The organism is Xanthomonas sp. fls2-241-TYG-148 (assembly GCF_030208815.1).
GTDB lineage: Bacteria > Pseudomonadota > Gammaproteobacteria > Xanthomonadales > Xanthomonadaceae > Xanthomonas > Xanthomonas campestris.
Window position 1 is genome coordinate 155,417 of record NZ_JARVTE010000001.1, and the last position, 23,517, is coordinate 178,933.

Here is a 23,517-nt window from a genome sequence, read left to right on the forward strand (position 1 = left end):
ATTATCTACCCAATCGGCTCCAGCCCGCAGACATCGATGGCCTGCAGGGCGTGTCGCACTGTTCCATGGCCCGGAATGATCGCCTCCGGGGCAAGCTCGGACAGCGGCAGCAGCGCAAAGGCGCGCGCCTGCAGATGCGGGTGCGGAACCTGCAGGCGCGGCAGGTCGATCACCTGATCGGCGTACAGCAGCAGATCCAGATCCAGCGTGCGCGGGCCCCAGCGCTCGCCGTCGCGACGGTCGCGGCCGAATGCCTGCTCGATCGCCAGCAGCCCGTCCAGCAGCGCCAGCGGCGCCAGCATAGTGCGCACGGCGGCCACGGCATTGATGAAGTCCGGCTGGTCCTCGCGGCCCCAGGCCGGCGTACGGTACAGCCGCGAAGCGGCGGTGACCGACGACTGCGGCAGCGTGCCCAGCGCGACGATGGCCGCGCGCACGGTGGCCTCGGCCTGGCCCAGGTTGGCGCCCAGGCCGACAAAGGCAGTCAGCACGCCCTACTCGCCTGCGGCGGCGCCGGTACGACGGCGGCGGCGGCGACGCTTGCGCGGTGCCGACTCATCTCCGTCGTGATCGGCCTGCGCGTTCTCGATCGCGTCCACCAGCTCCTGGCCGGACGACTGCTGCGCATCGCGCCAGAACTCGACATCTGCGGCATGGTCGGCCGAGGCGAACTGGCGCAGCACCAGGAAGTCGAACGCGGCCCGGAAGCGCGGGTGCGACAAGGTGCGGAATACGCGCTTGCGCTGGCGCGAGGAGAACCGGGTCTGCAGCAGCCAGATTTCCTGCATCGGCAGCGAGAAGCGACGCGGCAAGGCCACCCGCTCCAGCTGGTGCAAGGTCACCCGATCGGCGGCGCGACGCTGTGCGTCTTCCGGCTGCACGCCCTGCGCCTGCAGCCCCATCAGGGTGCGACAGAACGCCGGCCACAGCAGCAGCGCGAACAGGAACGCCGGCGACACCGGCTCATCGTTGGCCACGCGTGCATCGGTGTTGCGCAGGCCTTCCAGCACCATCGCGCGCAATGCGCCGCTGCGGTTGGACTTGAGCGCCGCTGCACTTTCGGGGAACAGCGCCCCAAGCAGGCCGTAACGCTCCAGGCCCTCGAAACTGGCCACGCCGTGCCCGGACAGGAACAGCTTGAGAATTTCCTCGAACAGACGCGCGGGCGCCGCTTCGGACAACAGCCCGGCCAGGCGCGGGATCGGCTCGGCGGTGCCGGCTTCGATGTCGAAGTTCAACTTGGCCGCCAGCCGCACCGCGCGCAGCATGCGCACCGGATCTTCCTGGTAGCGCAGCTCCGGGTCGCCGATCAACTTCATCAAGCGCGCCTGCACGTCTTCGAAGCCGCCGCAGTAATCGCGCACCGAGAAATCCTCGATCGCGTAATACAGCGCGTTGCAGGTGAAGTCGCGGCGGATCGCATCGTCTTCGATAGTGCCGTAGACGTTGTCGCGCACCAGGCGGCCGTTATCCAGCTCGCGGTCACCGCTGCCGTCATCGATATTGGCGCGGAAGGTAGCGACCTCGATGATCTCGCGGCCGAACACCACATGCGCCAGGCGAAAGCGGCGGCCGATCAGGCGGCAATTGCGGAACAGCGCCTTGACTTCCTCCGGCGTGGCGCTGGTGGCCACGTCGAAGTCCTTGGGGTGGCCGCCGACCAGCAGGTCGCGCACCGCACCACCAACCAGGTAGGCGCCAAAGCCGGATTCGCGCAGGCGGTACAGCACGCGCAACGCGTTGGGGCTGATGTCCTTGCGCGAGATGGTGTGCTGGTCGCGTGGGATGACGCGCAGCGTGAACGGGGATGTAACTGAAGGTTCGATGGTGGCGCTTCCGTTTCGTGTTTCAGGATTGCCCAACGGCTTTTACCTCACTATACTAGCGCGCTGCACAGCTCGCACCAAACGCTCCCTTCGTCTAGCGGTTAGGACGTGGCCCTCTCAAGGCTAAAACAGGGGTTCGAGCCCCCTAGGGAGCGCCAACTTCGTCCTCTGCAGACACGCCAAGGCCCCGCGATTGCGGGGCTTTTGCGTTGTGGGCCCGGAATGCAGGCGATCGAATCAGGGGCAGCGTGTGGGCCGCGCAGGTGTGGTCGCGGCCGTTATGCAGCGGCCGCTGCGATGGCGGCCGCTGCGCCGATTGCCGAGGCCGCCTGCGCAGCAACACGCCGCACCGTACTGCGTGAGAGGTGTTCAACCGCGCTGAGCAAGTACCACGCCGCTCCAGCGCAGCCGACGCCGATCACCGCATGCGGGCCGGCCCGCGCGCAGGTCATTCCGCCTCAGTCAGATGCAATGCGGTGTGCCTGACCAAGCGCGTGGGCAACACGCGCCTGGCACGAATTGCCGTAGATGCCTGCAGCGCACGTCAGTGGTCTTGCGACTCGGCAATCATGTGGAAGACGTCTGCATCACTGCCAGTTTCGGCAACCGCGTCGTGCGCGTGCAGGCTTTCGAAATGGCGGACCGCCACATGAAATGAGGCATAGCGCTCGGCCAACTCCTTGCGTAGCCGGCGCGCGGCATCTTCCACGTACATCAGGTTGGCACCGTTCAAGCGTGCAAATGCCTGCTCATCAATCCGCCGCACCGCTGCCTGGACCGGCGTGGCCAATGCGCTTTCGCACAAGAGCACCAACTCGCGGATGTCGAAACGCTGCACGCGCGCCACCAAGTCCACGCGCACTTGCGCCACGCTGCGCTGGCTATGTGGCGTGGCATACGAGCCGTTGCGTTGCAGCCACTGAGCGACATCTTCGACCTGCACTGCGGTCTGTCCGGCGTGCTGTTGCGCGAAGGCCTCGCTCAACAACTGACGCGATAGCGCAGCCGAACACGGGCAGGTGGAGGCATACAGCACATCGATCTGCAGACGCATCTCACTGCGCCCCGCCCTGCTCTGTGCGTCGATGCGCACTGGATAGGCACGCCAACCCGCCAGTCCCTCGCTACGCAGTGCCGGCATCCGCAACATCACTTCGAAGGCCAGACTCACCCGCGCCGCACGGCTGCCGCAATCGGCATGGCTGTCGATCATTGCCTGCAGCAACTGCGAGAGCATCGCCGGTGATAGCGGTTGCTCCAGATGCCGATCCAGCAAGCGATACAGCCGTGACATGTGGATACCCTTGAGTTCGGGCCGCGGCAGATCGACCTGCACCTGCGCGCATGCAGCCACCGTGCCACTCGGCTCGGCCTCGTCCAGGCGCACGGGAATCGCAATGTCCTGCATGCCAACCCAGCGTAAGGGCGCGTGCAGCGCGGAAGGTTCGGTGACAGCGATATCGGGAAGCGTGGCGGACATGAAAACCCATGGAAGAAGAAAGGGACGGCCGCACTCAGGCGCGACCGGGAAATGCGTGGAAGTAATCGTCGATGCCGGCGTGCAGCGTCTGCGCCAGTTCATCCTGATGCGCGTCGCCACAGAGCCGGTTGCAATCGTCGCGATTGCTCATGAAGCCGGTTTCCACCAGCAATGACGGGATATCAGGCGATTTCAGCACTGCAAACCCGGCCTGACCCGCCTGGTCCTGATGCAGTCGTGTGACGTGCTGCAGGCGATCGAGCATCAGCTTGCCGAACTGCAGGCTGCTGGCGATGGTGCCGCTGAGCGACAGGTCGGCCAGTACCTGCGACAACACCGGATTACTCGGCACCCGCAGGCGGCGCGCGCTATCGCCCATGTCATCGGCCGCGTTCTCGCTATCGGCGGTCCAGCGCGCCAATGCCGAGCTGGCGCCGCCTTGGGACAACGCAAACACCGAGGCGCCACGCGCCGCACTGCTGGGCGCGGCATCGGCATGGATCGACACGAACAGATCGGCATTGTGTCGGTGCGCGATCATGACGCGCTCATGCAAGGGCACGAAGCGATCATCACTGCGGATCATCGTCGGCCGATACCGCAGGTCGGCCGCCAGGCGCTGATGGAGCCGCCCGGCGACGGCCATCGCGACATGTTTTTCATAGCGTGCATCGGCACTCACCGCACCCGGGTCCTTGCCGCCGTGCCCGGCATCGATGGCGATCACGTAGGGATGCAGGCGTGAGCGTGTCGCGGCGATCGGTGCAGCGGCGACCTCCGCCCCTGGCGGCGATGCGCCATTGGATGAAGCGGCCAGATCGACCAGAAGCGCGGTGCCGTCCCAGCGGGCATTGGCCGCGTCGACGGGCCGGGCCAGGTCGACAACAACGCGCAAGCCATCGGCATGCGGCCCGCTGCGAATGGCGGTTACCACCGTGCCGTCCGGCAGCGGCCCGATCCGTGGCGCTTGCGTCGACACGCCCGCAAGATCGATCACCAGCCGCGCAGGATCGGCCAACGTGAAGCGGCGGTAGGTAACCTGCGTACTGATCTGGAGACGCAGCCGCAGCAGCGCACCTTCCTGCTGCAGGTCGCACGCCTGCACAACGGGCAGGCTCTGCGTATAGCCGAGGACCGGCGAGAGCAGCAGCGAGGCGCCTGCGGTGCGCAACAGATCGCGCCGCTTCATTGCGACCGCTCCGTTATGTGCAGCCCAATGAGGTGCCGCGCGGCCTGGAATCCAGGACCAGCGACACGATTTGGCCGACACAGACAAAGCGAGGAAAGGAGCAGCACTTGGATGATAACTACGCACCGGAATAAGTGTTATAAAGTAACATTTAACGGCCAGACGCAAGCCCTGCCCCGCGCTGCCGCGAACCTTCATTCATGTTCCCCCGTTTCCGGAGCTCCCGATGTCCGCCCTTCTCCCCGACAGCTATACCGCCTGGCGGCATTGCATCGAAGTCGACTGCAACCAGTTATTGACCCGTGATTTCATCGCCCAACGCCTGACCAATCTCCGTGATCCGCACGATCACCACACCCAGCAGTTCCTGCGCCGTTGGGGTCAACCGCACCATCAACAGGTGATTCAGTGGTTTGAACGCGCACGGATGGAGTCGGTGCCGCAGTGAGGAGGCGCTGGATGCACTCGGGCAAGACATGCTCAAGACGGCGCTGCGCAGCTGCGTGTCTCACGCAACCCGATAGCCACGCGCGTGCGATGCAAGCGCTGCTCTGCCTGCCGGCGTCGTATGGATGTCAGCGTAGATGCACATGCAGGACGTCCGCAGTAGGCCCCAAGAGCGGGCCGATGTCAGCCATACGGCGCACCGCCTGTGAAAAGAAGCAGCTAGCCTAGCCACCTTCGTAGGAACGGGCCTGCGGTCTAGATCGCTGCGCGCAGGATTACTGGTCTGGCTGGACCTCCGTAGAAACGATCTGGAGCGCCAGCATTCTCTAAGCAGGCAGCAAATCAGCAGATCCTTGACTTGGTCACTCACGAAAGTACCAAGAAGGATTTACCTTAGACGGGCCTGAATCGCAGGCGAAATGTTTCCCACTTTGGGATAAGGCGAAGTCATGGAAGTGAAGGCAAAACTCGCAGTCAAGGCTCTGGGTGCCCTCGCCGGCGCGTTGCTGCTCGGCATCGGGACGGCGAATGCCTGTTGCCCAGGAGACGGAACCGTCTCCACGATGGCAGCGACAGGCCTGGGTGAATCTGCTCCGAAGGCAACCAATCTTGCCGTGGATCCCACGTGGCGGATTTATGAGTTCGAGCGTGAGGGCATGCTCTACCTGCAGATCAACGACGCCACAGGGGTGGTTCGCGGCGCCGTCGGTCGCGCAGGTGAGATCCTGTGGGTCCTGCCGATGGGCAAAGATGTCGGCAGGATGGTGGTGACTTCGCTGACCGTTCCGACGAATGCGCAGCTGATTTATCAGACGCCCCGCTTCACCGTGCACCTGGTGAGCGAAGCGGCCGGTGATCGCTGGGTGGTTACACGGACGAAGTAACCGACGTCTGCTCTGCAACCAGGAAGCTCAGGACAGACGCATGGCGGCGGCGCAATCTACCGCCATGCGCTTTGAGACGCGTGCGCAGCTCGGCTTCGGCATCAGGAGAATCGTGGCGCGACGACTCCAGCACTGAGACATCCGCAAAGATCCTGATCACAACACCCTGCATCTCTCCGCTTCGCCATGCACGCGCCTGGACCAGATGTCGTTTCGCCGGAGGCAACATTTCAATCGCATTGAGCGCTGAGCGGTAGGCCGCCAATTGCAGCCCCAGCGACAGGCGGCTGCAGTTTCCACGCAGCGCGTGGTGAATCTCGGTCGCGTAGAAACGTGACAGTGCCGGCGAGCGCAACGCCTGATAGAGGCCGTGTGTCTCGATCTCCAGCGGATACAGTCCAGCAACGTATTCATGCAGCAATTGCGACTCGATCACGCCCGCCCTGGTGATCTCCATCGCCGCCGCATGGTGGCCACGCTCGCGCAGCTGGGCCACGCAGTCCTTGCGCAGGCGGTTGATGTGGACATTGATATCGGAATAGTCGACTACCCGATTGCGAAGCGTGCGCTCCGCAGCGAGATACCCCGCCTGCGCGAACTGCAACGCCTCCGACGGCGTTTGCGCAAGATTGCTGGACTGCGCATAGGCAAGCGCTAGACGCGACCCCAGCACGAACAGGCCGGTCGCGATCACCGCCAGCAGCAATTGCACGCTGAACAACTCGGCGTCGTACGCCGCGCGGCCATACACCGAGCGCGACAAGGCGGCGATGACGTTTGCCATGAGCGCGCCGGTGGCGGCACCCCGCCAGCCGTGACGCAGGGTCAGGACAATCGCCGGCGCGATCAGGGCCGCCATCAAGACCTGACGCAATAAGGGCTCCGGCACCACGTTGGCCGTGCAGAACAGGGCCGCCATGGTCAGCCCGGCAAATGCACTGTCACGCACCAGGTCATCGCGCAGGTAGGTCTCTGTACGCCGCTGCCACAGCAGGGCCGGCAGCAGGAACATCAGGATGCCCAGATACGAGCCCATCCAGGTACGCAGCAAAATCTCGATTGGCGAGCTGACTGTCGGGCCACCGAGCGCAGCGTTCAGTGCCATACCGCACAACGTATTCCACAGAGCCAAGACCAACATCATCGGCAGCAGCGACGCATTGCGGTAGATCAGGTCAGGTGTATGCCGGCGCACGGCTGAGACAGCCAGGGCCAATCCGGGCGCGAGCAAAAATGGGCTGAGGTAGGCCCAGATCGGTGCGTAATCGCGGGTGTCGAGCATCGGCACACGCAACAGCAGCACTGCGGCGGCATCGCCGGCCAGCAAGAAGGGCCATCGCCGGTACGGCATCATCAAAAGTGTCACCGCCCTTAATCCCGCGGGCAGATACCACTGGTCGACAGACAGATGCCACACGAGCAGAAAGACGATGCAATAACACAGGCTCAGCAGCAGACCTTCTCCGAGCTCCTTAGCAACTGCCATACAACCACTCCCTGGTTCGTCGACGAATTTGGCCTAGTGTGGATCGAACTGAGGTGCGGAGTATAGCTGGAGTGCACAGATTGCAAGACTGCGTACCAGACGCACGCATCCGCCGCGCGACAAGCGTGGAGCAGCTCACAGACTGCCGCATGTCATCCTTAAGTGCCGCGATTGGGGATTCCTCGCTGCTAGCGCTAGGTTGCAGTGCGCATGAGAACGGCACTAGCCGTGTGGCTCGCGCAGTTCGATTCACATACGCAAAAGGCCGCCTATGCGGCGGCCTTTTGCGTTTCTCATGCTGATATCAGCACAACGCCGTGATCAGCCCTCCATCTGCTCCAGCTCCTTGCCCTTCGTCTCGTAGACGTACTTGAGCACGAAGAACACCGAGATGAAGGCGGCAACGGTGTAGATGCCGTAGGCGCCAGCAAGACCGATGCTGCCGAGCAGGATCGGGAAGCTGACGGTGATGGCGAAGTTGGAAGTCCACTGTGCAGCGCCGGCAATGGCCAGGCCCGAACCGCGGATCTGGTTGGGAAACATCTCGCCCAGCATCACCCACATCACCGGGCCCCACGAGGCATTGAAGAACACCACGTAGACGTTGGCGGCGACCAGCGCGAGCATTCCCATGGCATCGGACATGGCGAGCTTGCCGTTGGGATCCAGCGAGGCCGTGGCGAAGGCGTAGGTCACCAGGGCCAGCGATACCGCCATACCGGCCGAGCCGATCCACAGCAACGGCTTGCGGCCGATCTTGTCGACCAGCATCACCGTGACCAGACAGGCACCGATGCTGAGGCCGCCGGAGAGCACGTTGATCAGCAGTGCGTCCTGCTCGGAGAAGCCCACCGCCTGCCACAACACCGCGCCGTAGTAGAACACCACGTTGATGCCGACCAGTTGCTGGAACACCGCCAGGCCGACGCCGATCCACACGATCGGGCGGATCTTGCCGGTGGTCTTGCTGATCAGGTCGGAGAACTTGGGCTTGTGCTGGTCGGCCGACATCGAGGCGGAGATTTCGCCCAGCTTGGTCTGCGCGGCCGCGTTACCGTACAGCCGCTTGAGCACCACCAGCGCCTGCTCGCGACGGCCCTTGACCACCAGGTAGCGCGGGCTTTCGGGGATGACCAGCAACAGCAGCAGGAACAGCAGCGACGGGATGGCCTGCATCCAGAACATCCAGCGCCAGGCGGCCTGCCCTGCCCACAACGGCTCGGTGGACGCGCCGGCGGCATTGGCCAGCAGATAGTTGCTCAAAAACGCGCAGAACAGCCCGCTGATGATAGCGATCTGCTGCATGGTGGCGAGCCGGCCGCGATAGCGTGCGGAGGCAACCTCGGCGATGTAGGCCGGCGAGATGACGCTGGCTGCGCCTACCGCAAAGCCGCCCATCACGCGGGCAAAGATGAAGAAGCCGGAGCTGTGCGAGGCACCGGCACCGATGGCCGAGAGCAGGAACAGCGCCGCAGAAATGATCAGGACCGCACGGCGGCCCCAGCGGTCGGCCAGGCGGCCGGCAAAGAAGGCGCCGATGGCGCACCCCAGCAGCATCGAGGCGACTTCGAAGCCGGTCTCGGCGGCACTGGACTGGAAGGTCTGCTTGAGCCCGTCGACGGTGCCATTGATCACGCCACTGTCGAAGCCGAACAGAAAGCCGCCGATCGTGGCCACGCAGCTGATCAGGATGATGAAACGGGTGTTCTCGCCGGCATCGGGGGCGCCGTCAATGGAGACACTGGACATGGGTTCACCTGGAAACATGCAAGGGAGCGGTCACGGGGGTGACCGCCATCGGCCGGCGACGCAGTGCGCCGCCGGCCACGGGACATCAACGCGTCAGGTACTGATTGATCAGGTTCTCGTAGGCTTCCTGGCGGCCGCTGACTTGCGTCGGCTCGCCCTTGCCGGCGGCGTACTTGGCCAGATCTGCCAGCGTGCTGGTGCCGTTGGCAAAGTCCGCGCCCGCGCCGCTGTCGAAGCTGGCGTAACGCTGCGCGCGCCAGGTTTCCAGCGGCGAAGAGGTCAGCAGTGCGTCGGCCACTTCCAGACCGCGTGCGAACGCGTCCATGCCGCCGATGTGGGCCAGGAACAGGTCCTGCGGGTCGGACGATTCACGCCGCACCTTGGCATCGAAGTTCAGCCCACCCGGTGCCAGCCCGCCCTGACGCAGCACTACCAGCATCGCGCCGACGGTGTCGTACAGGTCGGTCGGGAACTGGTCGGTATCCCAGCCGTTCTGCGGGTTGCCTCGGTTGGCATCGATGCTGCCAAGCAGGCCGGCATCGCTGGCCACCTGCAGATCGTGCTCGAAGCTGTGGCCCGACAGCGTGGCGTGGTTGGCTTCGATATTCAGCTTGAAATCCTGGGCCAGGCCGTGCTGGCGCAGGAAGCCGATCACCGTGGCGCTATCGAAGTCGTACTGGTGCTTCATCGGCTCCATTGGCTTGGGCTCGATCAGGAAGTTGCCGGTGAAGCCAATCGCACGGCCGTAGTCGCGTGCCAAGGTGAGGAAGCGCGCCATGTTGTCCTGCTCACGCTTCATCTGCGTGTTGTGCAGGCAGGCGTAGCCTTCGCGGCCGCCCCAGAATACGTAGTTCTCGCCGCCCAGCTCCACCGTGGCATCGATCGCGGCCTTGACCTGTACCGCAGCGCGCGCCACGACGTTGAAGTCCGGATTGGTGGAGGCACCATTCATGTAGCGCGGGTGCGAGAACAGATTGGCGGTGCCCCACAGCAGCTTGACGCCGGTGTCGGCCTGGCGCTGCTTGGCGATGCCCACCATGTGCTTGAGGTTGTTTTCGTACTCGCCGATGTCGTCCGCATCCGGCGCCAGGTCGATGTCGTGGAAGCAGTAGTACGGCACGCCGAGCTTGGTGAAGAATTCGAACGCGGCATCGGACTTGGCCTCGGCACGCGCCAGCGCGGTGTTGCCCACATCCCACGGATACGCGCGCGTGCCCGGGCCGAACGGATCGGCGCCATTGCCGCAGAAGCTGTGCCAGTAGGCCACTGCAAAGCGCAGGTGCTCGGCCATGGTCTTGCCGGCGACCTGCTTGTTGGCGTCGTACACCTTGAACGCGAGCGGGTTGTCCGAATCGCGGCCTTCGAAGCCGATCTTGCCGATGCCGGGGAAATATTCTTTCGCGCCGATGAAAACGGTGTTGCTCATGGGGTGAGAGGTCCTTGGTACTGGGGGAGTGATGAATCAGCCGGCGTAGAGCGGGCTGACGACGTGCAGGTGCTTGAGGAAGTTCTGGTAGTGCTGCTGGTAGGCGGCCACGCGTTGCGGATCCGGGCGCGCCGACAATGCATCGTCGATCTGCAGGTGCTCCAGCACCACCTCCGACAACGCGGCCTGGCCGCCATCGTCGCGGTCGCACGCCCACACTGCCTGCAGCGCGGCGCCGAAGGCCGCGCCTTCGGGCTGGGTCGGCACCACCACCTGCAGGTTGAACACGTCGGCCACCATCTGCCGCCACTGCGCGCTCTTGCTGCCCCCGCCGGTGAGCAGGATGGTATCGAACTGCAGGCCGGCCGCGACGAAGGCGTCGAAGCCATTGCGCAGGCTGTAGGTGGCCCCTTCCATCGCCGCGCGATAGAAATGCGCCGGCGTGGTGTTGTGCAGATCCATGCCGAACAGGCAGCCACGCGCATCCGGCAGATTGGGTGTGCGCTCGCCATTGAAGAACGGCAACAGCACCAGCCCGTCGGCACCGGGCGTGGTGTCTGCGATCATGGCCTCGGTCTGCGCGCGGGTGATGGAGAACATGCGCATCACCGCTTCGGTGGCGACAGTGCAGTTCATGGTGCAGATCAGCGGCAACCAGCCACCGCTGGACGAGCAAAACGCGGCCCAGCGTGCATCGTCGTCCACCACCGGATGATCGGCATAGGCGAACAAGGTGCCGGAGGTGCCCAGGCTCATGGTCAGGCGGCCGGGCACCACATTGCCGGTGCCGATCGCCGCCATCATGTTGTCGCCACCACCGGTGGTGACGCGCACGCCGGCCGGCAATGCGAGCGCTTCTGCAGCCGCATCGGACAGGGCGAACACCGCGCCGGTTTCCACCAGCGGCGGCAAGGCATCGCGCAGGTCGCGTTGCGCATCCATGGCGCCGAGCATGCGCTCGGACCACTGGCGGGTGCGCACATCCAGCCAACCGGTCCCGGAGGCATCACCCACTTCGGTGAAGCGCTCGCCGGTGAGCCAGAAGTTCACGTAATCATGCGGCAACATCACCGTGGTCATCGCCGCATACGCCTCGGGGCGATGCTTGCGCGTCCACGGCAATTTGGATGCCGTGTAGCCGGCCATGATCGGGTTGCCGGCGGTGGCCACGCTGCCTGCCGCGCCGCCCACAGCATCCATGATCTCGTCGCATTCCAGCGCGGTGCTGGTGTCGCACCACAGCTTCACCGGCGCGGTGACGCTGCCATCGGCGGCCACCGGCACGAAGCCATGCTGCTGCCCGGACACAGAGATGCCGCGCACGCGCGCACGCAGCTCGGCATCGAGCTGCGCGAAGCAATGCACGATGCCGTCGATCCACCACTGCGCCTGCTGCTCGCGGGTGCCATCGTCGCGGCTGATCAATTCCATCGGCGCGCCGATGGTGGCGACCACAGCGCGCTCCTGCGGATCGTAGGCCACCAGCTTGACGCTCTGTGTGCCGACATCCAGTCCTACGTACACGCTCATTGCTTCACCAATCGGTTGTTGTTGAGGCCCACCTGCTGGGTGCGCCCGGCGCCCAGTTGCAGGTCCAAGGTCTGCCCTGCATAGGACAGTTGATAGCGCCCGCCACGATCGCTGTGCACACGGGCTTGCTGCAAGCGACCTGCATCCCATTCCAGATCCACGCTGGCGCCGCCGCGCACACGCAGGCCGCGCACGCTGCCGCGCGGCCAGGCCTTGGGCAAGGCCGGCAGCAGGAACACACTGCCACCCCAGCTTTGCAGCAGCATCTCGGTAATGCCGGCGGTGCCGCCGAAGTTGCCATCGATCTGGAACGGCGGATGTGCGTCGAACAGGTTTGGATAGGTGCGTTCGGGCGAAAGCAGCAGTTGCAGGATGCGGTACGCATGCTCGCCATCGGCCAGCCGCGCCCACAGGTTCAGGCGCCAGCCGATGCCCCAGCCGGTGGCGTTGTCGCCGCGAATCTCCAGCGAACGCCGCGCGGCAGCCGCCAACTCGGGCGTGTCGCGCAGGTTGATCTGGCTGGAAGGATGCAAGGCATACAGATGCGAGACGTGGCGGTGATGGATCTCCGGCGCCTGCATGTCCCAGTCCTGCTGCCACTCCTGCAACTGCCCCGCCTTGCCGATGCGGTTGGGCGGCAAGTGCTCGCGCAGCGTGGCCAGCTGCTGTGCCAGCGCGGCATCGACGTCAAGCAACTTGCTCATCGCGATGCACTGCGCGAACAGGTCGCGCAACAGCTGCGCATCCATGGTTGGGCCGGCGCAGACCGCCGCCCCGAACGGATGCTGGTTTTCCGGCGACATCGATGTATTGGTCACCATCGCGCCGGTGCCGGGGTCGCGCACCAGGGTGGCGACGAAGAACTCTGCCGCCCCCTTGAACAAGGGATAGATCTTGGCCAGATACGCACGGTCGCGGCCGTAGTCCCAGCGGTCCCACAACTGCTGCAGCAACCACACCCCGCCCATCGGCCACAGGCTCCACTGCGCACCGTCGATCGGCCCGGCCTGGCGCCATAGATCGGTGTTGTTGTGGACCACCCAGCCGGGGGCGTCGTACATCGCACGGGCGGTGTGTGCACCGGTGCGGGCGAGATCGAACAGCATGGCTTCCAGCGGTTCCACGCACTCGTGCAGTGCATTGGCTTCGCTGGGCCAGTAATTCATCTCGGTGTTGATGTTGATGGTGTACTTGCTCTCCCACGGCGGCTGCATCAGGTCATTCCAGATGCCCTGCAGGTTGGCCGGTTGAGTGCCGGGCCGCGAACTGCAGATCAGCAGATAGCGGCCGTACTGGTGATACAGCGCTGCCAGTGCCGGGTCGTTGCCCTCGGCAAAGCGCTGCACGCGCTCGTCGGTGGGAAGCGTGGCCGCTTCGCTGCTGCCCAGATCGATCGCCACGCGCCGGAACAGGCGTTGATGATCGGCCAGATGCGTGCGCAGCAACGCGGCGTAGCTGAGCTTGCCGGCTTTTTGCAGGCTTGCCGCGGTGAGCGCGAGCGGGTCGCCTTCCACCGCATCGAAACGTTGGTAGCTGGTGGCTGCGGTCAGCAGCAACACCACTTCATCGGCACCCTGGATACGCAGACGGTCGCGCACCGCGGTGACGCTGCCACCCTTGACCTGCGGCAGCACGCGCAATGCAAAGCGCAGCTTGCCGTCGATGCCGGCGAAGCTGCCATTGCGACCACTGAACAGCAGGCTGCCCTGCTCCACCGTGACCTCGCCGCTCTGCGGGCTATCGATGCCCACCCGCAACGAAATGCCACCCGGCCGATCACAGGACAGACGCACCACGATGCACTGCGACTGCGCCGACACGAACACCTCGCGCCGGTGCACCGCGCCGCCGGAGCGGAACGTGGTGGTGGCCACTGCGGTATCCAGATCGAGCTGACGACGGTACTCACTGATGCCGTCGGCACGATCGAAATCCAGCAACAGATCGCCCAACGGCTGGTACGGCATCTGCTTGAGCGGGCGCGACAACAGCTTGGCATCGGCCAGCTGCTCGGCCTCCGCATAGCGGCCGGCAAAGATCAGCGCACGCACCTGCGGCAACGCCGCCAGCGCCTCCGGATTGGTGGCGTCGTACGGGCCACCGGCATACAGCGTGTCTTCGTTGAGTTGCAGACGCTCGTGGGCGATGCCACCCCACACCATCGCGCCCAGCCGGCCATTGCCGACCGGCAAGGCCTGTACCCATTCATTGGCCGGCTCGCGATACCACAGCTGCAAGGCATCGTCCGGGGCGACCGCAGGCAATGGCGCAACGCCAGCTGCCTGCGACAACGCCGGAGCGGCACCCAGGACCGCGACTGCGGCCCCGGTTGCCTTGCAGAGTTCTCTGCGTGTCAGCACGGTGACCACCGTGCGGCTTCACCGGAACTGCGCGCGTGTGCCTTGCGGCGCTCCGGCATCTGCACACTCATCGTGGAAAGACAGCCTGCAATCATCGACGACGCGCTTTGCCGGACGCAATCTTGCGCTGCAACACGCTGACCGGCTTGCCGTCGTACTGGATGCTGGTGTCCACCTTGGGCTCCAGCGCACCGGCGTCCTCACGCGGGCCGTCGACAAAACGCACATTGATGGTGCGCTTGGCCTGCATGCCGGTCCAGCTGCCTTCGCGCTGGCCGATGCGCAGCTCGCCCTTGGCCTGGTCCCAGCTCAGCGGAATGCGGCTGAACTCGCCCTTCTCGTAGCCATAGCCCTTGCCGTCGTCCTCATACAACGAGAACTGGCCATCGGCACCGGTGTAGACCACCACGGTGAGCGGCGCATCCGGCGTCTGGTCCACGTACTCCTGCACCGGGCCGGTGGGCACGATCGAGCCGGCACGCACGAACAGCGGCATGCGTTCGATCGGCGCAGCGGCCTCGATGGTCTGGCCACCCTCGTAGCGCTTACCAGTGGCGAAATCCAGCCAGCTGCTGCCGGCCGGCAGATACACCTGCCGCGAGGTCGCGCCGAAGCGAGTCACCGGTGCGACCAGGAATGCCGGGCCGAACAGGTACTGGTCGTTGATGTCGCGTGCCTTCGCGTCATCCGGGAAGTCCATCATCATGCCGCGCATGATCACGCCGTCACGCTGGTAGGTATCGCCGGCTAGGCTGTAGATGTACGGCAGCAGGGCGTAACGCAGGCGGTTGTAGTAGGCCATGCTCTCGTAGAACGGCGTGCCTTCCGGGGCGATGTTCCAGATCTCGCGGTACGGGAACTGGCCATGCGAGCGGAAGATCGGCACGAACGCACCGAACTGGAACCAGCGCGTGTTGAGCTCGCGCCATTCCGGCAGATGCGCCGGGTCCTGGTTTTCGTAACGCTTCTCCACCGCAAAACCGCCGATGTCGAAGGTCCAGTTCGGCAGGCCCGACAGCGCCATGTTCACGCCGGCGGAAATCTGGTCGTGCATGTCGTCCCAACGCGAGACGATGTCGCCGCTCCATACCGCCACTGCATTGCGCTGCGTGCCGGCATAGCCCTTGCGCGAGAGGATGAACACGCGCTTGTCGTCGGCCGCACGGTCACCCACGTACACGCCGTGCGTGTGCGGCAACGGATACGAATTGAAGAACTCGGTTGAAGGGCCCAACGCGGTCGGCGTGGTGCGTGCCTTGCGCTCGCCGATGTCCAGGTTGGAATGCACGTCCGGCTCGTCGGCATCCATCCACCAGGCATCGAAGCCCTTGCTGTTGAGCTTTTCGTTGATCTGGCGCCAGTAGATGGCCTGGGCCTTTTCGGAGTACGGGTCGTAGAACGAGTTCTTGTAGCCTTTGCCGATCCAGTCCAGCTCGCCGACTTCGACGTTGCGCTTGAACATGAAACCCGCCGCGTCCAGTTCCTTGTAGTTGGCGGTGGTGGGATAGAACTTGGGCCAGATCGAAATCATGATCTGCGCGTGCATGTCGTGCACAGCCTTGACCATGCCGTCCGGGTCCGGGAAATGCTGCGGATCGAAATCATGCGAGCCCCAGGCGTTTTCCGGCCAGTACGACCAGTCGAGCACGATGTTGTCCAGCGACAGCTTGCGCTTGCGGTATTCGGCCACCGCGCCTACCAGTTCGTCCTGGCTCTTGTAGCGCTCGCGGCTCTGCCAGAAGCCATACGCCCACTTCGGCAGCATCACCGACTTGCCGGTGAGTTCGCGGTAGCCGGCCACGGCCTGGTCGTAGGAGTCAGCCGAGACGAAGTAGTAGTCGATCATCTGCCCGGCTTCGGACCACAGCGAGAGATCCTTCGCTTCGGTGGCGGGCAGCGGGTCGCGGTGCAGCAGCGCGATGTAGCTGGGGTCGATCAGATCCCATTCGATCTTGACGGTGTGGCGCGTGCCGGGCTCCAGATCCAGCTTGAACTCGTGATTCCAGGGGTTCCAGTTCTGGCGCCAGCGATCGATCACCAGCTTGCCGTCCACGTACAACTTGGCGTACTCGCTCGAATACAGCGAGAAGGTGTGCTCGCCACCGGTGAGCGCTTCGATCTCGCCCTCCCAGGTGACCTGCATGCGGCTGTCCTTGTCCTTGGTGATGGCCTTCTTCGGATACTTGGTCAGGTCGCTGAGGTACTGGTAGTTCACCTCGCTCTCGCGGCGTTCGACGATCTGCTTGCCGTTGATCGCATACCGCGCGGTCAGCGCACGGGCCTTGCCCTTGGCGTCATACAACTTCAGCGACTTGGGCAGCGGCTGCAGGCCGCGCGGATCGCCCAGGCGGGTGATCGAGTTGTTGTCCCACAGCAGGCCGTAGTTGCGGCTGGACACCAGGTACGGCACGGCCATGTCGATGTTGTTCTGCTGCAGCTCGACATTGCGGCCCTTCTGGTTCATCCAGCCCTGCTGGTGCTGGCCGAAGCCGTACAAGCCTTCGTCATCGGGCGACTGAAAACGCTGACGCACGCTCAGGTACTGCTTGCCTTCCACTTTCAGCGGCGCAAAGCTGCGCCCGCCGGCCACTTCGGACAACACCGGCTTGCCATTGGCATCGGCGAAGCTGACATGGCCATCGACGGTGGACACGGTGGCGGTGACCTTGCCGGTCTTCAGCTGCACGCTGTCGCCCTGCTCGGCCACCTGGAAGGCGGTATCGCCCTGCACCGGCACGCGCATCAGGCTGGGCGTGCGCGCGAAGTCGCCATCGGGATCGGCACTGACGCGGATGATGCCGGCATCGACCACCTGCAGACGCACCGCTGCGGCACCCTTGGCGCTCGGCATCACGGTGACGCCGTCGGCGGCCTTGCGCACTTCCTGCGCATGCGCGGCATTGGCCAACAAGGCCAACGACAGCGCCACGCATTGCGCGAGCGGCCGACGTCGGGATGCAGGCGCGCGGCCGGCGGAATGGTGGGTGGTTTGCATGTTCACTCCCTTTGAATGGCGAAACACTGCCGCGGGGGCGGCAGCACTGGGTTCGATGGATGTGCGGTGCACCGCACGCCACGCACTGCGCGGCGTGCGGGACTTAGTTGTAGGTGGCCAGCTTGATCTTGAGCAGCTGCGGTGCGCTGGAGAAATTGACGCCGTAGTCGGTCTGGTCGCCATTCCAGTTGCGCTGGAACTGCCAGGTGTCGCCGTCGTACTGGCCCTCTTCCACCCGGTCGTACAGCATGTTGGCGGTGGCTTCGCTGGCCGGGTGCAGGGTCACGCGCACGTGGTAACCGGTGACCAGGAATTCGTCCGGACCCAGCTCGGCAATCAACGCCGCGCCGATCGGCTCGGGGTTGCCCGGCGGCTCGCCCTTGAACCAGAACTGCGGCACGCCGTAGGTGATGGTGGCGCTCCAGCGATCGTTGAGCTTGAGCTCCTGCACGGCCTGGCCGGGTTCTTCGGCGGTGCCATGCAGCTTGCCTTCGGATGCGGCCTTGGCGAACGGACGCATGCCCAGGCTCACCAGCTTGAAGCCCAGCGCGAACGGCGCCAGGGTTTCTTCGTTGACGTGCTTGGCGCCCAGCGGATAGTTGGAATAGCGCGTGTAATCCATGCCGAATGCCGACCAGCCGATGCCGTCATGCCCCAGCGTGGGGAACAGGTAACGCGCATATTCCGGGCGGTTGCCGGTTTCGGCCACGAACAAGGCATTGTCCGGGCGCGCGTAGCGCTCCAGCACCGTGGTGTACATGCGGTACTCGGGCATGTAGATGTCCGGTGCCAGCAGGTCGATATGCGGTCCGGCGGCCTTCCACACGTCGAGCACGTTATCGGTGGGGCCACCGCTGGCGTACTGGCCGGGCTGGCCCGGATTGAACGGGCCACGCAGTGCGGCATTGACGTACATCGGCAACGGATAGGCTTGCTTGCCAGCTTCGGCCACCTGATCGATGTAACGGCCGATTGACCATGCGTGGAAGATCTCGTCGGCATCGGCGCCAAACACCTGCGCCCAGCTGCCCGGCTGCTTGTTCAAGCGCTTGAGCAGTTCGTCCGGCACCGGGCCGTCGAACAGCTTCTGCGCCATCGGCGAGAAGTCGCGCACGCTGCCGTAGGTGCCCGGTTCGTTTTCCGGCTGGATCATGATCACGGTGTGCTGCGGATCGACCTGCTTGAGATGCTGCATGAAGGCGACGAACGCCTTGCGGTCGGCATCCAGCGTGGCCTGCGCATGCGGCGACAGCGACCCGATCGCCTTGCCTTCGCGCGTCACCACGCGCGGGAAGCGCTGGTTGTCGGTCTTCACCCAATGCGGCGCGTAGGCCGGGCCATTGTTCTTCCAGGTGGCAAACCACAGCAGCACCAGCCGCACCTTGTGCTCGCGCGCCTGCGCCAGCAACGTGTCGACAAAGGAGAAATCGAACTTGCCTTCTTCCGGCTCCACCTGCTCCCAGGCGATCGGCACCTGCACGGTGTTCGGGCCCAGCACCTGCATCGCCGGCCACACCTTGTCCATCACGCCGGGATAGTTGCTGGAATTGTTGACCTGCGCGCCGAGGATCAGGAACGGCGCGCCGTCCACCATCAGGGCGTGCTTGCCGTCCTTGCTGACGAACTGCGGCATCGGTGTCTGCGTCGCCGGTGCGGCGGCAGGCGCCGTGGCCGGTGCCGTGGTGCCTGGCGTTGCGGCGGCCTGCGGCTTTGCAGCGCTGTCCGGCTCGCCGGACTGGCAGGCGGCCAGCGCCACCGCCAGGGAAGACAACAGCAACGGCCGCAGGCAACGGCCGGCCAGCGAACGGGGGATCACGCGTGCAACGGGGGAATGCATGGACATAGGACTCCGTGTCACCAGGTATCGGTTCGGAAGGGGGAAACGGGCAATTGCTCGCGGTTGACCAGGTTGGCGGCGGCGGGGTTTTCGCTCCAGCCGTAGCGCACTGCCACCGGCGCGGCCACCGCATGGCTGCGCACGATCACCCGGTCGCCAGCGATGCGCGCCTGCGCCGGGTGGAACCGCTTGTCCGCACCGGCCACCGCAAAGCCCTGCAACGTACCGCCGCCGCGCACCTGCAAGGCACTGCCCTGCAGATCGAACTGCACGCTGGCCTGGCCATCGGCATAGCTGGCGCGGGCGAACACCGGCGCGCTGTACACCAGCGTTTCGCCGTAGGCCACATGCCGCGCAGCGAGCGCCAGGCGATGGCCCACGTCGCGCTTGTTGGTGGGGTGGATGTCGGTGGGATTGCCGATGTCGATGATCACCGCCTGCCCGGTCGCCGGCAGCGCCAGCGTCTTGGACTGCGATTCGCGCAGCAGCGCCCACGGACTCAGATCGCCGGTGTCGCCGCCGGCCTTGAAGTTGGCCAGCTGCACCCACAGGAACGGCAACCGCTTGGCACCGCGCTCGGCGCGCCACTGCTGGATCATCGCGGCGAACTGGTCGCGGTATTTCACCGCACCAGTGTCGGTGGCGTTGGTTTCGCCTTGGTACCAGATCACGCCCTTGACCGGGAAGGGCTGCAGCGGGTGGATCATCTGGTTGTAGAGCAGCGTGGGGAGCTGGTTCTTGTTGTCGGTGAGCGACACGCGCACCTGCGCCGGGCGGAATTTCCAGCCGGTCAGGGAACGCTGGGTGCTGCCGACCTGCACGAAGCGCTGTTCGTCCGGGCCGTGCATGCCGCCACCGCCACTGAGGTCTTCCACGCGCACCGCGATCTGGTTGACGCCGGCCCGCAGCGCCGCCGCCGGCACTGCATACACACGCGGCAGGTTCCACTGTTTCTCGGTCTGGCCCACCTGCTGGCCATTGACGTAGGTGATGTCGGAATCGTCAATCTGGCCCACGCCCAACTGCACGCCGGCTCTGGCTTCGGCGGCGGTCAGGGTAAAGGTGGTGCGGTACCAGGCAATGCCGTCCATGCCCTCATAGCCGCTGAGTTCCCACTGCTGGGTTACCGGGATGCTGTCCCAGTCGCGGTCATCGAATTCGGGCGTGCGCCACTGCGGGGTGTCGCCTTCAACCCTGGGCCAGCGCCCGATGCGCTTGCCGGTGGCGGCCTGGGCGGCCGCATCGCGCTGCTTGATCGCCTCGATCGCGCCTTGGTTTTGCTCGGCTTTCAGGCCCAGCGAGGCCGCGTCCATCCACGCCTCGATCGCGCTGCCGCCCCAGGTGCTGTCGACAATGCCGATCGGTACGCCCGTGCTGGCGCGCAACTCTTTCGCAAAGAAATAGCCCACCGCCGAAAACGCACCTGCGTTCTCCGGCGTGGCCGCTTTCCAGTCGCCACCGGTGAGCTTGGCCTCCGGCTGCACCGACCACGACTTGGGCACCTTGAAGTGGCGCAGCTGCGCATCGTTGGCCGCCGCCACCGCCTGCGGGCCATCGCTGGCCTGGGCCAGTGGCCACTCCATGTTCGATTGCCCACTGGCCAGCCAGACATCGCCGACCAGCACGTCGCGCACCTGCAGCGCGCCGCCGTCGCCACGCACGCTCAGCATGTACGGGCCACCGGCAGTGTGTGCAGGCAAGCGAACCTTCCACTGCCCCTGCGCGTCGGTCTTGGCGGTGGCCTGCTTGCCATCGAAACTCACCGTGATTGCGGCGCCGGGCGTGGCCCAGCCCCATACCGGCATTGCCTCATCGCGCTGCAGCACTGCGCCATCGGCAAACAGCAACGGCAGGCTCGGTTGCGCGGCGGCGCTGCCGCTGGCCAACAACATACCCAGCAGGCAGGCGCGGGAAATGTGGGACGGGGTCATGCGGTGATCTCCAGGGTCGGCGGTGTCACGGCGCCCGCAGCGGCCAGGCCGGCGGCGCCGTACACGGTAAAGCAGCAGGACGTCGCGGACAGGCATGCACTGCTCATCTCGGATCGCCGTAGAAAATGCCGCGGCCGCCGGTGGCAAAGTACACACGCCCGGCGATGCGCGGATCACCGGTCACGCTGTACGGGCGCCCGAAGCGGTGCGCGTCATCGTTGATGCGCTGCCACTGCACGCCGCCATCGTCGGAGCGGAACACGCCATCCACGCCCTGCACGCGCCCGGCCAGATACAGCGCCGGCGGCGCACCGGCACGCAGCGCCTTGCCGATGCCGAGCGAGCGCGCTTCGTCTGGCTGTGAGAGCACCTGCAGCGCGCCGTCCTGCCAGCGCATTACACCCTTGCCGGGGCTGGCCAGATACACCACGCCTGCGCGCCACGGGTCCGGACGCAGCTGCGGGCGGGTGCGCTCATCGCGCGCCGGGCTGCCCACCTGCACACCGGTCGCACGGAAACTGCGCGCGGCATCAGTGCTCTCGTACAGCTGCCCGCTGGCGACATCCACCGCATACCAGCGCCGTGCATCCACCCGATCGGCCACCACCAGCGCGGTGTCCGGCAGGCCGTCCACACGCTGCCACTGCGCGCCGAAGTCGGACGTGCGCCAATTGCCGCCGCGCGCCGGTGCCCACACCACCTGCGCCGCATCGGCCCCAATGGCAATGCTGCCGGCGCCCTGCCCGGCTGGCGGCTCACTCGCAAACGCCGTCCACTGCTTGCCGCCATCACGCGAATACAGCGCGCGGATTTCGTTGCTGCGGCGATCGCGCACGGTGCCGCTGCGCACCACCCACTGCGGCGCCTGGCCGGCGGCATCGATGCTTTCGCCATTGGTCAGCCGTGGGCCGGCGTACTGCAACTGCGCGCGGTCCAGGTCGTCATGCCGGAAGCCATCGATATCGCCAAGTGCGCTGAGCAAATGCGCGCCGGCCATCGGGCTGAGCAGGTCCAGCGGCACGGTTTCTTCCAGCCCACGGTCCTGGAACCACCACTGCAGCGGGCGCTGCGGTGCGGCGAAATCCTGCAGATTGCGCGAGGCCCAGATGCCGTAGCCGGTCACGAACAGCGCGTGGTTGCCGTCGAACGGATCGATCGCCAGCGCCCCCATCCAGTGCGGCGTGGCATGTGCGGTCCACGGCGCGGCGCTGTGATCGAACACCGCATCGGCCAATAACGGCGTCCAGTGCTTGCCACCATCCACGCTGCGATACAGCTCGTCGCGCGGCGTGCGCCGGCGGAAGGTGCTGGCCAGCAGCACCTGCGGATCTTGCGGATCCACCGCCACCGCGCCCCAGCCGAATCCATCGCCACTGGCTGGCTGCGGAATCGGGCTGATCTCGCGCCAGCGCCCCTGTGCCGGCGTGAATTTCCACAAGGCTCCCCCGGCCATCAGATCCGGCCCGGGCTGGTCGCCATAGCTCAGATACCAGTGCCCATCGCTGCCGCCGGCCATGTGGCTCGGGCGTAGGCCGCGTGGTTGCCCGGCCACCGGCGCCCAACTGCGGCCGGCATCTTCGGACACATACAGGCTGGTCTGTTCGGTGGACACGCCCACGTAGATGCGCGGTGTTGGCGTGCCGGTGTTGCCACTGGCTGCGTCGAACACGACAAAGGCGATCCCCACCGCCTGCTCGCGCCCAACATGATTGCGTGCGGTGGCACCGGCCAGCGCGGCGTCGGGAAACGACGCCACTTTCGCCCAGTGCGCGCCGCGATCGTCGCTACGCCACAGGCCGGCATCGCGCGAGCCCAGCAGCAGCACGCGGCCATCGTGTGGGTCTACCGCCAGCCGCTCGCCATTGGCGCGGCCCAGCTGGTTACCACCCAGTTTGAACGGCAGGTCGGCACGCTCGAACGTGCGGCCGCGGTTGAACGAGCGCAGCACCGCGGCATTGCCGGCGCGTTCGTGCATATAGGTGCCGGCCGCCAGATACAGCGCATCGGCATCGGCAGGATCGACGGCGAATGCGTCGATGCCCATCAGGTTCCAGTCGTCAGCGCCCAACCAGTCGGTCAGCGCGGTCCACTGCTGCGCCTGCGCATCCCAGCGGTACGCGCCACCCACATCGGTGCGCGCATAGGCCAGACCACGTTCGGCGGGATGAAACAACACACCGGTGACAAATCCGCCACCGCCAATGGCAACACTGCGCCACTGGTAGGGCCCGGACGTGGCGGGCTCGGCCGCACGCACGCTGGGCGTCGAAAAGAGCAACAGCAGCAGGCTCAAGACAGCCAGCCATGCTCCTGTTGTGGTGGTGCGGCGCTTAGTAGGCGGATCGATCATTGCGATCATTCCTCCGGCTCCCCTCGC

15 protein-coding genes and 1 tRNA gene are annotated in these 23,517 nt (G+C 65.5%); 3 read left to right on the plus strand and 13 right to left on the minus strand.

From position 1 onward, the window contains the following. Positions 1-5: 5 nt before the first annotated feature. Both folK and pcnB read right to left on the minus strand, forming a co-directional pair. Positions 6-491: a 2-amino-4-hydroxy-6-hydroxymethyldihydropteridine diphosphokinase gene (folK, locus tag QRM60_RS00575; RefSeq protein ID WP_285445376.1), complete on the minus strand. Its 486-nt coding sequence runs from the start codon at positions 489-491 to the stop codon at positions 6-8. A 3-nt stretch (positions 492-494) separates the two neighbouring features. Next, positions 495-1,862 (minus strand): polynucleotide adenylyltransferase PcnB, encoded by a 1,368-nt coding sequence (gene pcnB / locus QRM60_RS00580; protein WP_011036939.1) that lies wholly within the window; start codon positions 1,860-1,862, stop codon positions 495-497. Between the two features lie 47 nt (positions 1,863-1,909). Here pcnB and QRM60_RS00585 point away from each other — a divergent pair. Beyond that, positions 1,910-1,984 (plus strand) — tRNA-Glu (locus tag QRM60_RS00585). Between the two features lie 386 nt (positions 1,985-2,370). On the opposite strand, the gene folE2 is transcribed toward QRM60_RS00585, so the two are convergent. Continuing rightward, positions 2,371-3,306, minus strand: coding sequence for a GTP cyclohydrolase FolE2 (gene folE2, locus QRM60_RS00590; protein WP_285445377.1), 936 nt, complete (start codon positions 3,304-3,306; stop codon positions 2,371-2,373). Positions 3,307-3,340: 34 nt separating this feature from the next. Then, positions 3,341-4,495 carry an N-acetylmuramoyl-L-alanine amidase gene (locus QRM60_RS00595; protein WP_285445378.1) on the minus strand — a complete coding sequence of 385 codons (1,155 nt, stop codon included), beginning with the start codon at positions 4,493-4,495 and terminating at the stop codon, positions 3,341-3,343. 226 nt (positions 4,496-4,721) lie between these two features. On the opposite strand from QRM60_RS00595, the gene QRM60_RS00600 reads away from it, so the two are divergent. Together QRM60_RS00600 and QRM60_RS00605 are read left to right on the plus strand one after the other, a co-directional pair. Next, complete coding sequence (locus QRM60_RS00600; protein ID WP_115576918.1) at positions 4,722-4,943, plus strand: hypothetical protein; 222 nt, start codon at positions 4,722-4,724, stop codon at positions 4,941-4,943. 448 nt (positions 4,944-5,391) lie between these two features. Then, positions 5,392-5,826: a hypothetical protein gene (locus QRM60_RS00605; RefSeq protein WP_103701295.1), complete on the plus strand. Its 435-nt coding sequence runs from the start codon at positions 5,392-5,394 to the stop codon at positions 5,824-5,826. Here the strand turns inward: QRM60_RS00605 and QRM60_RS00610 are convergent. The 9 genes from QRM60_RS00610 to QRM60_RS00650 form a co-directional block, all read right to left on the minus strand. Beyond that, positions 5,810-7,312: an MASE1 domain-containing protein gene (locus QRM60_RS00610; RefSeq protein ID WP_103701294.1), complete on the minus strand. Its 1,503-nt coding sequence runs from the start codon at positions 7,310-7,312 to the stop codon at positions 5,810-5,812. The two genes, QRM60_RS00605 and QRM60_RS00610, sit on opposite strands and share 17 nt — an antisense overlap. A 321-nt stretch (positions 7,313-7,633) precedes the next feature. Continuing rightward, on the minus strand, positions 7,634-9,061 hold the full coding sequence (locus QRM60_RS00615) for a sugar porter family MFS transporter (protein ID WP_014507521.1): 1,428 nt from the start codon (positions 9,059-9,061) through the stop codon (positions 7,634-7,636). 85 nt (positions 9,062-9,146) lie between these two features. Then, the gene (gene xylA, locus QRM60_RS00620) at positions 9,147-10,487 is read right to left on the minus strand and encodes a xylose isomerase (protein WP_119959784.1); all 1,341 of its coding nucleotides are present in this window, start codon (positions 10,485-10,487) and stop codon (positions 9,147-9,149) included. Between the two features lie 36 nt (positions 10,488-10,523). Further along, positions 10,524-12,017 carry a xylulokinase gene (gene xylB / locus QRM60_RS00625; RefSeq protein WP_011036931.1) on the minus strand — a complete coding sequence of 498 codons (1,494 nt, stop codon included), beginning with the start codon at positions 12,015-12,017 and terminating at the stop codon, positions 10,524-10,526. Beyond that, a complete protein-coding gene (locus QRM60_RS00630) occupies positions 12,014-14,377 on the minus strand; it encodes a glycoside hydrolase family 95 protein (RefSeq protein ID WP_285445379.1) in 2,364 nt (787 codons plus the stop codon). Before QRM60_RS00630 ends, xylB begins: the two co-directional genes overlap by 4 nt. Before the next feature lie 91 nt (positions 14,378-14,468). Then, on the minus strand, positions 14,469-17,372 hold the full coding sequence (locus QRM60_RS00635; RefSeq protein WP_285445380.1) for a TIM-barrel domain-containing protein: 2,904 nt from the start codon (positions 17,370-17,372) through the stop codon (positions 14,469-14,471). A gap of 103 nt (positions 17,373-17,475) precedes the next feature. Beyond that, positions 17,476-19,143: a GH35 family beta-galactosidase GalD gene (gene galD, locus QRM60_RS00640; RefSeq protein WP_075287474.1), complete on the minus strand. Its 1,668-nt coding sequence runs from the start codon at positions 19,141-19,143 to the stop codon at positions 17,476-17,478. Positions 19,144-19,226: 83 nt separating this feature from the next. Beyond that, the gene (locus tag QRM60_RS00645; protein ID WP_285445381.1) at positions 19,227-21,140 is read right to left on the minus strand and encodes a sialate O-acetylesterase; all 1,914 of its coding nucleotides are present in this window, start codon (positions 21,138-21,140) and stop codon (positions 19,227-19,229) included. 103 nt (positions 21,141-21,243) lie between these two features. Further along, positions 21,244-23,499: a cellulase gene (locus QRM60_RS00650; protein WP_285445382.1), complete on the minus strand. Its 2,256-nt coding sequence runs from the start codon at positions 23,497-23,499 to the stop codon at positions 21,244-21,246. Positions 23,500-23,517 lie beyond the last annotated feature (18 nt).

Bases quoted from the DNA above. Each gene is read 5' to 3' on its own strand.
- folE2 (WP_285445377.1), bottom strand. From the start codon at position 3,306: ATGTCCGCCACGCTTCCCGATATCGCTGTCACCGAACCTTCCGCGCTG.
- QRM60_RS00595 (WP_285445378.1), bottom strand. From the start codon at position 4,495: ATGAAGCGGCGCGATCTGTTGCGCACCGCAGGCGCCTCGCTGCTGCTC.
- QRM60_RS00600 (WP_115576918.1), top strand. From the start codon at position 4,722: ATGTCCGCCCTTCTCCCCGACAGCTATACCGCCTGGCGGCATTGCATC.
- QRM60_RS00605 (WP_103701295.1), top strand. From the start codon at position 5,392: ATGGAAGTGAAGGCAAAACTCGCAGTCAAGGCTCTGGGTGCCCTCGCC.
- QRM60_RS00610 (WP_103701294.1), bottom strand. From the start codon at position 7,312: ATGGCAGTTGCTAAGGAGCTCGGAGAAGGTCTGCTGCTGAGCCTGTGT.
- QRM60_RS00615 (WP_014507521.1), bottom strand. From the start codon at position 9,061: ATGTCCAGTGTCTCCATTGACGGCGCCCCCGATGCCGGCGAGAACACC.
- xylA (WP_119959784.1), bottom strand. From the start codon at position 10,487: ATGAGCAACACCGTTTTCATCGGCGCGAAAGAATATTTCCCCGGCATC.
- xylB (WP_011036931.1), bottom strand. From the start codon at position 12,017: ATGAGCGTGTACGTAGGACTGGATGTCGGCACACAGAGCGTCAAGCTG.
- QRM60_RS00635 (WP_285445380.1), bottom strand. From the start codon at position 17,372: ATGCAAACCACCCACCATTCCGCCGGCCGCGCGCCTGCATCCCGACGT.
- QRM60_RS00645 (WP_285445381.1), bottom strand. From the start codon at position 21,140: ATGACCCCGTCCCACATTTCCCGCGCCTGCCTGCTGGGTATGTTGTTG.
- QRM60_RS00650 (WP_285445382.1), bottom strand. From the start codon at position 23,499: ATGATCGCAATGATCGATCCGCCTACTAAGCGCCGCACCACCACAACA.